The sequence below is a fragment of the Terriglobus sp. YAF25 genome (assembly GCF_052113305.1).
Lineage (GTDB): Bacteria > Acidobacteriota > Terriglobia > Terriglobales > Acidobacteriaceae > Terriglobus.
In genome coordinates this window covers 1-9,462 of the sequence record NZ_JBFRCY010000074.1, presented here as the reverse complement: position 1 = coordinate 9,462, position 9,462 = coordinate 1, and the positions used below count along the sequence as shown (strand labels likewise).

Here is a 9,462-nt window from a genome sequence, read left to right as displayed (position 1 = left end):
GGCATTGACACTCTCAGGATCATCCAACAGTTTGACGAAGAGCACGGTGCCGTACGGGCGCGGCACTTCAAGCTGGCTATCGCCGAAACCCGGCGGGACATCCTTGGCGTTGTCGAACTTGCTGGTCGCTGCGACTGCTTTCAGTAAGTACAAATTGCTGCCGATCAGGTGGCAGGGCTTGGTGTCGTCCACCGGGCAGCGAATCTCTTTCAACATCGGCGCCCGCACCAGCGTTGCCAGCGGCTGCCAGTCTCCCTGAGAACCATCTGCTCCGACAGCACGGAACTGCAGTTTGCCAAAGCCCGAGGCTCCCAGCGCTTTCGACGGATCAAGGTTCGCGATAGCGGTAGATGCATCCTGCAACACCAGCGTGCCATCGTCAAAGCTGAGCATCGTCTTCAAGGAGCCGTCTTTGGTCGCAACCTCGATCTTCTGGCTGCGAGGAAAGGCGCCATTGGCTTTCAAAAAGAACGTGAGCTTATCTGAAAGAGGAAGGTCATCCTTATTCGATAACCGAATGGAAGGAACACCGCCATTAGGCGCTGTAATATGCCGGTTCACCAGTGTAACCGTCGGACGTGCTTCCAGAATCGAGGCTTGAACATCGACCGTCCGTCCATCTTTCAGATGGGCGTGTGCTGTCGCTGTCTCACCGGGCTTGACCTTCAGTACCGGAGCGTCCTTGGAAAGGCTCAGATTCAGGATGCTGCCAGGCTCTCCGGATGGCGTGAAGGTCGCGCCGTTCAACTCTACGGATTGCACCTGATCGAGCGAGTTGCCCTCTAACACTCCGGCCGTATCACCGGCGTGCAGTTTGAATGAGGTCAGCTTCGCAGCCTCGTTGTAGGCCTTGGTCTCGACCTGTTGCGGCTGCTGATCTCCATACTGCTCTAATTCAACACGCAGATCACCTGGGTTCACATCTTTGAGCATCGCCTTGGCAATAAGCTGATGCGATTGTTCTCCGGGATGAAAGTCCGCATTGATCTTCTTCGGACCGCTGACGACCTCTACCTTTTCGACGCAGCCAATGCCGGTAGAAGCGAGCGTAAAGGCGTGTTCGCGTCCGACGATGACACCATCTTCCGAGGTCAGCTTCCAATCCTTGCCTGGCTCGTTCTGCAGCGGCAATGTCGGTCCATCAAAGGAGTCGAAACCCCACTGGCCGTGAACGGTGCCGGTCAGCCCACCTCCTGCAGACGACGCGGGTTTAGAAGCAATCGACGTATCATCCGCCGTCATGGAACGCCTGCTATCCTCTGCCGCGGAGGTCAGCACAAGCCCGCCCTTGGAGGCGTCGGCAACCAGCGGAATATCCTTCCCTTCCGGCGTATTCACATGCAGCACCAGATCGTGCGCGATGCCGGTCGAGAAGACCAGAGGGGCATTCTGCAGATGCAACACAACCTCCGGCTTCAGCAGGCAGGTCACTTCCTTGGGATTGCCCGGCTGTAGCGGAGGCAGCTTCGTCGGTTGGATGCCCGGCAGTGCAATCACAATCACCGACTTTGGATTGTGGAACGAAGGAGCGGCATTGAGGCGGAGATTGAAGTGATCGGTATCAGGAAACGCCACCGCCGGAATGTACTGGTACTGGGCGGTATGCATGTTGGTCAGCAGCTTGGTCAGATCCACCACTGCACCGACATACGCGCTATAAGCGCCACCACCGAATGGAGCGGTCGAAGCCGCAGCGCCAGCGAGGTCGGCGCCGCCATTGTTGGCCAGCTCCGTTACGATGCTGGCGCCATGGCCATCATCGAGCAGGGTCTGATTCCCGCTCTGCGTCAGGCAGACGATCTGCTGCTCCGCGGGCTGGTTGAAGCAGTCGGAGTTGGGCTTCAGAGCGAGCGTCCGAGCCAGAGCCTCAGAGCGGTCCGAGAGCAGTTTGGCATCGTTCGTCGCCGGAATCTGGCGCATTCCTGCCAGATAACGCTCGATGCGGGCCTGCTCGAAGCCAAGCTCCGTCAGGTCCTGCGAGGCGCGGACAAAGATGCCGGGACGGCCGCGCACAGCCGACTTCAACGTTCCGAAGTCTCCGCCCGTCTCAGGAGCGAGAAAGAGCAGCGCCTGCTGCGCGTCTTTCGGCACAGTGACGAAGACTCCCTCTTCCTTTACCTTTTTGTTCCAGCTCTCGATCTTGGTAAACCACTCATCCGGTGGAGGGTTGGTGGTGCCCCGCAGAAAGGCCGCAATCAGCAGCAGATGCACCGACTGGGATTCCGGCAGCTCCGGACGCAGCCAGAGCCGGTCCCCGGGCTGCAGGTTTGCAACCTGCGCAATCGGGAGCGTACGGCTGCCGCGCGTGACGCGGATATCGACTTTGGGGCCGGTCAGATCGAAGCGGGCAGGGTCCGCCTGGACCGCCGTAGCAGCACAGAGTGCGGCAAGAGAGAGGAGTCGAACAAACTGGCTCATCGTTCTAGGTTAGATTGACCAGACCCTCGGATGGTTATCCGCCTAGAAGTTGTACAAAATAGATCGGTTAGCTCGCTACGGAACCTTTGTGCCGAACGTCGGCGCCCCGCACCCAGAAGATCACGTCTTCGGCAACGTTGGTTGCATGGTCTCCGACCCGCTCCAGATTGCGCGAGATGATCAAGGCATTCAGGGCCTGCGGCGTCAGTTCCGGCTGACGCTTGATGAGCGCGCTCAATGCGGTGAAAGCCGCATCATTCATCGCATCCACCTCATCGTCCATCGCGAGTACCGAGCGCGCCAGTTCAGCATCGCCTTCGATAAACGCCTGCAGAGCCTTGCGGACCATCGCCGAAGCGAGGGACGCGGCACGTGGAATGTCTACCGGGAGATCGACATTCGAATAGGCTCCCATCTCCCGCACGCGGACGGCGATGTTTACAGCCTGGTCACCGACGCGCTCAAGGTCAGCGTTAATGCGAATGACAGAAAGAATGAACCGCAGATCAATGGCCATGGGCTGTTCCATCGCCAGCAGATCGAGCGCTGCCTGGTCGATCTCACGCTCCAGCCGATTGATGGCCGGCTCCGATTTGAAGACCAGTTCGCAGATCTCTAAATCACGCGTGCGATATGCCTCAATGGCACGCTGAATCGCCTGCTCGGCCATACCCGCCATGACCAGCAGCTTTTCTTTTAACTCATCGAGACTCTGATGAAACCGGATACGCATTAGAGCACTTCTCCTAATACTGTAACTTTGGATAAACCTGCGAATGCCGTTTTCTTCGCCGGAAAACGGCGCAGACAGCCAAGACTTCACCCCAGCGAACGAGTTCGCTGGGGACCCCGAGCCTCCGCTCTGCAACTTTTAGGAGAAATGCTCTAGCCGAACCTGCCCGTGATGTAATCTTCGGTCCGTTTGTCGCTCGGGTTTGTGAAGATTTTGTGAGTCGAATCGAACTCGACAAGATGTCCGCTTAAAAAGAACCCTGTCTTCTCGGCCACACGCGCCGCCTGTTGCATATTGTGGGTCACGATGACGATGGTGTACTCGTCTTTAAGCTGAAAGATCAAGTCTTCAATCTTCGCGGTCGAGACCGGATCAAGCGCCGACGCGGGTTCATCCATCAGCAACACTTCAGGATCAACGGCAATCGCTCGGGCAATGCAGAGACGCTGCTGCTGGCCACCGGAGAGCGAGGCTCCGCTCTTGGACTTCAGATGATCCTTTACTTCGTCCCACAGCGCCGCCTGCCGCAGCGAACGCTCGACAACCTCATCGAGTACACGCTTATTGCGGAATCCGTTCAGCTTCAGGCCGCTGGCTACGTTGTCGTAGATCGACATSGTCGGGAAMGGGTTCGGCCGCTGGAAGACCATGCCAATGCGTCGGCGAACCTCAACTGGAGAAGCATCTTTGTAAACATCAACATTACCGACGCGGACCGTTCCTTCTGCCCGAGCGACAGGGTTAGTCTCATGCATGCGGTTCAGGCAGCGCACAAAGGTGGACTTGCCGCAGCCGGACGGGCCGATCAGCGCCGTCGCCGAGTTGGCGGGAATCTGCAGATTGATGCCCTTCAGCGTGTGAGTCTGGCCGTACCACGCATTCAGGTCTTCGACTTCAATACCGACGCCCACTCAGTGCCCTCCATTGAGCATGCCACGCCCGGTCACCACCCGGACCAGCGTGACGGAGACCATAATCAGCACAATCAGCACCAGAGCGCCAGCCCAGGCCAAACGATGCCACTCGTCATATGGTGAGACCGCATAGACAAAGATCTGTAGCGGCAGTGCTGCTATCGGCTCATTCGGGCTGGTCGGCCAGAACTGGTTGCCGAAGGCAGTAAAGAGCAGCGGCGCCGTCTCTCCGGCAACACGCGCAAACGCCAGCATGCAACCGGTGATAATGCCCGGCGAAGCGGTCTTCAAACTTACCGTCATCACCGTGCGCCACTTTGGAATGCCGAGACCCAACGCCGCCTCGCGCACTGCATTGGGCACCGTTGCCAGCATCTCTTCCGTAGTACGTGTCACCGTCGGCACCATCATGATGGCCAGGGCCACACCCGCGGCAAACGCCGAAAAGTGCTTCTGGGGAACAACAATCAGAGAATACGCCGCAATGCCCATCACGATGGATGGCACCCCGTTCAGCACATCAGCGGTAAAGCGGATAGCATTTGCCAAAGTCTTGCCGCCACCAAACTCGTGCAGGTAGATACCTGCACCGATGCCAACCGGAATTCCAAGAAGGCTGGCGAGCGAGAGAATGATGCCCGATCCGACAATCGAGTTGGCCATACCGCCCCCGGGTTCTCCCACGGGCCGCGGCAGATGTGTAAAGAAGGCCACGTTGAGCGAGCGGACGCCTTGAAACAGCAGATACACCAGGATCGCGAACAATGGAGCAATCACCAGCACAGTGCTCAATATCGCCAGCACGCTAAATAGGTGATTGGCCGCCTGGCGGCGGCCAACATTCGCACGCGATGGACGATGAGGCACTCTACACCGCCCTCGCTGTGTTGCCGCGCGTCACCATGAAGACCAGCAGGCGAGCGACGGCATTCACGACAATGGTGACGAGAAAGAGCGCGAGGCCGATCTCAATCAAAGCACTCAGATAGAGGTCGCCGGTCGCTTCAGTAAATTCATTCGCGATGACGGAAGCCAGCGTATAGGCCGGTGCGAAGAGACTCTTCGGAATCGCCGCGTGATTGCCAATCACCATGGTGACCGCCATCGTCTCGCCAAGAGCACGGCCAAGTCCAAGGATCACGGCTCCGACAATACCGATGCGCGCATTGCGCAACACACCGATACGCACCATCTCCCACCGGGTGGCCCCCAGCGCCAGCACACCCTCACGCTGTGTATTGGGCACCGCCTTCATGACATCGCGCGCGATGGAGGAGATGACCGGCAACACCATGATTGCCAGAATCATGCTGGCCGTCAGCAGACCGATGCCGAAGTTCGGGCCATGAAAGAGGCCTGTCCAGCCGAAAAACTTCTTCAGAAAGGGCCCGACACTACTCCGCATGATCGGCACCAGGACGAAGATCGCCCACAAGCCATAGACCACTGAAGGAATCGCAGCCAGGAGCTCCGTAAGAAACGAAATCGGCGTGCGCAGAGCACGGGGACACATCTCGTTGATAAAGACTGCCACGCCAAGCGCCAGCGGCACCGCAATCAAAAGAGCCAGGAAGGCGGAGGCCAGCGTTCCCCAGATGAACGGAACCGCACCGAAGCTGCCGCGCACCGGATCCCAGTCTGAACGCAGAAAAAAGCTGAGGCCGAACTCATGCAGGCTGAGCCTGGAGCGTAGGATCAGAATTCCCAGGATGAGGGCGACGATAGCAAAGATGCTCAGGGCACACCCCAGCATCAGGGCTGCAAAGGTGCGGTCAGCCGCACCACCACTGCCGCGCTGCATCAAAAAGCGGCGTACCTCAGAGGCAGTCTGTGCCCCCTCCATCTCTGAGTGCTGTGTCGTCACCCGGCTCTTCCCGATCCCCTTCCTAGAGTATCTGGAATATGTGTGAACGCGGAATGAACAGCTTGATTAATAAGGCTTTGCGTGTGTTACCGGATACTGGCCACGGTATTTTTTAAACGCTCTGCTACAGGGCGAGGCAAAGGAGCGTAACCCATGGCGGCAGCCTCCGGCTCTCCTTCAGAGATCATCCAGAGCAGGAAGTCGTGCAGTTGTCTGCCCTTAGTGGAGTCAGCCGATTGCTGCGGAACGAGCAGCCAGGTAAAGGAACAGATCGGATAGCTGGCTGTCCCGCCGGCATTTGCCAGGGAGACCCGGAAATCGGCGGGAATCGTATCTGCCTGCGCCTCGGCTGCAGCCGTGACAGCCGCGGGACTGGCCTTGATCCACTGGCCTGCACCATTCCGTACCAGACCGAAGGTCATGTGGTTCTGTAAGGCGTAAACCAGCTCCACATAACCGAAGGCGTAGGGAGCCTGACGCACCATGCCGGYAACGCCCTCATTGCCCTTTTGTCCAATGCCGGCCGGCCACTTCACCGAAGTGGAGTTACCCACCTGCTGCGCCCAGACTGGACTCACCTTGGTGAGATAGTCGGTGAAGATGAAGGTGGTGCCGGAACCATCGGAGCGATACACCGGCAGAATCTCTTCATGCGGAAACTTTATGCCGGGGTTATCGGCAATGATCTTCTGGTCGTCCCAGAAGGTAATCGTACCGAGATAGATCCCCGCGAGTACCTCCGGAGAAAACCGTATCTCCGCAGAGATACCAGGCAGGTTGTAGACCGGAACCACTGCGCCGAGCACCGTCGGGATATGCAGCAGTGGATGGGACGACTGCTGCAACTGCGTATCGGTCATGGGATCATCAGACGCACCGAAATCGACGATGCCCTGCGAGACCTGTCGAATGCCGCCTCCGGAGCCAATGGGCTGGTAGTTGATGTGCACGCCAGGATGCAACCGGCCATACTCGGCAAACCACTTGGAGTAGATGGGATTCGGAAAGCTGGCTCCGGCGCCGTTGATCGTCAGTATGCCTGGGTCTGCAGTAGGAGTGCCCGTCTTCTGGGGCGATTTGCAGCCGGTCAGCAGGGCAAACGAGAGCAGGATGGGCACAACGGAGCGCACATCCCTCACCATATCAGCCCTGCACCACAGGCAAGGTGAACGCGAAGGTGCTTCCCTGGGTAAGGCGGCTCTCCACCCAGATATTTCCGCCATGCTGCATCACGATATGGCGCGCGATGGCGAGCCCGAGGCCTGTACCGCCGGTCTCCCGGGAACGTGCTTTGTCCACACGGTAGAAGCGCTCGAAGATGCGGTCGTGATGCTCCGAGGCGATACCCGCACCCCAGTCCCGGATGCGGAACTCCGCATGGCCCCCCTTTTGTTCGACAGAGACCTCGATCCGGGCGGGCTCCCCGGTCGTAGCGCGGCCATACTTCGTCGCGTTCTCAATCAGGTTGGAGAGCACCTGGGTCGTGGCATCGGCATCCGCCATCACATTGATCGCGTCCATGGTGCCGATGTCGAGCTTGGCCCCTGCGTCCCGCACAATCCCGCGGACAGCAGCGACTGCATCGCGTACCAGCTTCTCTGCGGGGACGACCGTCGGATGGATGGGATTCTCACCGCTTTCAACTCTGGCCAGAACCAGAAGATCCTCGGTCAGGCGAGTCATACGGGTGGCGTTTTTCAGGATCGTTTCAAGAAACTCCCTGGACTGAGGAGACAGCGACCGCTCAAAGTCCAGAAGGGTCTCGACGTAACCGGAGATGGAGGTCAGCGGAGTGCGCAGCTCGTGAGAGACGTTAGCAATGAACTCCCGCTGGGTACGCTCCACCTGCTCGATGCGGGTCAGGTCGTGTAATACGGCAACAGCGCCGCCACCGGGGATAGGACCGGCGTTCACTTCAAAGATGCGGCCGGGCTTGAGCGAAGTAGACCGGCGCTGTGTCACCAGACCATCGTCAAGAGCCACCTGCAAGCAAAGCAGCACCTCTGGATCACGGATGGTATGCACGATCGCCTGTCCGTGGCGGACTGCACCTTCGAGCTCGCGACGCATGGGTTCATTCGCCCACTGGATGCGTCCCGCCGAATCCACAGCGACGACAAGGTCTTGCATGGAATCCAGAACGGCTGCAAGCTTGGCCCGTTCTTCTTCAATCGCTGCGATCTGGGAACGAACCTTCTGCCGCGCTGCGTCAAACGCAGGCCAAAGATCCTGAAAATCACCCAGATCGGGCCGATTGGCCTGCTGTTCCGGCGTAGATGCCACGATAGCCAGACGAAGGCTGGAGGCATCTCTCCGCAGCGCACCGCTGATAATCGCGATGGCAAGCAAAGAGATGCCCAGCATGATGGCCGCAAGCGTGATGAAGCGCAGCCACACAGGCGAGTCGGACAAAGCCCAACCAGCGCCAAATGCGGCCAGAGCCGTAACCACGCACAGCAGTACCGCAATTCCAGTGATGGTCCGCTTCAAGGCGTTCCCTCAGACGGTCTTCGGCATTTCGAAACGATAACCGGCGCCGCGCATGGTTTTAAGGTAACGCGGGTTTTCCGGATCGGCTTCAATCTTCTCGCGAATTCGCCGTACATAGACGTCGACCGAACGCGGAGTGACGAAGCGAGCGTCGCCCCAGACGGCGTCAAGCAACTGATCGCGGGTAAAGACACGGCCTGGATGGCGGGCAAGATAATCCAGCAGACGGAACTCGGTAGCCGTCGTCGTCTGCAGGTGACCACCTACTTTCAACTGCATGGCAGCCTGATCAATCTCAATATTGTCGAAGCTAACAATGCTTGGCGCAGTAGGACGTTCAAAGCGGCGCAACACGGCCTTCACACGAGCCAACAGCTCCCGGGTGCCGAAAGGCTTGGTGATGTAGTCATCGGCTCCCAATTCCAGACCGAGCACACGATCGTTCTCGCTGGCGCGCGCGGTGAGGAAGATGATGGGGATCGTCGACAGCGCGGGGTTGGAGCGCAGACGACGGCAAAGATCCAGACCGTCACCGCCGGGCACCATGATGTCCAGCAGGAAGAGGGCCGGGGGTTGCCGCTCAGCGTCAGAGGCTACGTTAGTAGCCGCGTTGAAAGCCCGGACGATGAAGCCCGCAGCCTCCAGATGGTACTGCACCAGCCGCTGGATATCGAGGTCGTCTTCCAGCAGAAAGATGGTCTGGCTCACAGAGTATTTTTCTCCTGTGTTCGGCCTTAGGCTATCGCACCCGAAGGTCTGGAATGCAAAAATAATGTGAATCTGCTCATCTGATCTGTTGATTCGCAACGGATTTACGAGCCATCTACGAAGGTGATGGTGTAGTGTGGGCACACAGGCCCACGGATGCAGAACTCACCTTTAATCCTATGTGTCGATGATGAAGCCGTCGGGCTTCGGATTCGGAGCATGCTGCTGGAGCGTGCCGGCTACCGTGTACTCACCTTTAATCCTATGTGTCGATGATGAAGCCGTCGGGCTTCGGATTCGGAGCATGCTGCTGGAGCGTGCCGGCTACCGTGTAC

At 58.6% G+C, this 9,462-nt stretch carries 8 protein-coding genes; all 8 read right to left on the bottom strand.

The window, feature by feature from the left end; all coding sequences use genetic code 11:
- A partial coding sequence (locus tag AB4043_RS04740) for a hypothetical protein (protein WP_442306587.1) occupies positions 1-2,418 on the bottom strand: 2,418 nt, incomplete at its 3' end.
- Positions 2,419-2,485: 67 nt separating this feature from the next.
- Positions 2,486-3,151, bottom strand: a complete 666-nt coding sequence (phoU, locus tag AB4043_RS04735; protein WP_263418954.1) for a phosphate signaling complex protein PhoU — start codon at positions 3,149-3,151, stop codon at positions 2,486-2,488.
- Between the two features lie 152 nt (positions 3,152-3,303).
- Entirely contained in the window at positions 3,304-4,062 is a 759-nt protein-coding gene (pstB, locus tag AB4043_RS04730) for a phosphate ABC transporter ATP-binding protein PstB (protein ID WP_442301691.1), read from the bottom strand.
- Positions 4,063-4,932, bottom strand: a complete 870-nt coding sequence (gene pstA / locus AB4043_RS04725) for a phosphate ABC transporter permease PstA (RefSeq protein WP_442301692.1) — start codon at positions 4,930-4,932, stop codon at positions 4,063-4,065. It abuts the gene before it with no gap.
- Position 4,933: 1 nt separating this feature from the next.
- Positions 4,934-5,929 (bottom strand): phosphate ABC transporter permease subunit PstC, encoded by a 996-nt coding sequence (gene pstC, locus AB4043_RS04720; RefSeq protein ID WP_442301693.1) that lies wholly within the window; start codon positions 5,927-5,929, stop codon positions 4,934-4,936.
- An 86-nt stretch (positions 5,930-6,015) separates the two neighbouring features.
- Complete coding sequence (gene pstS / locus AB4043_RS04715) at positions 6,016-7,059, bottom strand: phosphate ABC transporter substrate-binding protein PstS (protein ID WP_442306586.1); 1,044 nt, start codon at positions 7,057-7,059, stop codon at positions 6,016-6,018.
- A gap of 13 nt (positions 7,060-7,072) precedes the next feature.
- Positions 7,073-8,419 carry a sensor histidine kinase gene (locus tag AB4043_RS04710; protein ID WP_442301695.1) on the bottom strand — a complete coding sequence of 449 codons (1,347 nt, stop codon included), beginning with the start codon at positions 8,417-8,419 and terminating at the stop codon, positions 7,073-7,075.
- A gap of 9 nt (positions 8,420-8,428) precedes the next feature.
- Complete coding sequence (locus AB4043_RS04705; RefSeq protein WP_147647706.1) at positions 8,429-9,127, bottom strand: winged helix-turn-helix domain-containing protein; 699 nt, start codon at positions 9,125-9,127, stop codon at positions 8,429-8,431.
- Positions 9,128-9,462 lie beyond the last annotated feature (335 nt).

What these genes read in the sequence shown, in the direction of transcription:
- phoU (WP_263418954.1), bottom strand. Translation starts at nt 3,151, where the DNA reads ATGCGTATCCGGTTTCATCAGAGTCTCGATGAGTTAAAAGAAAAGCTG.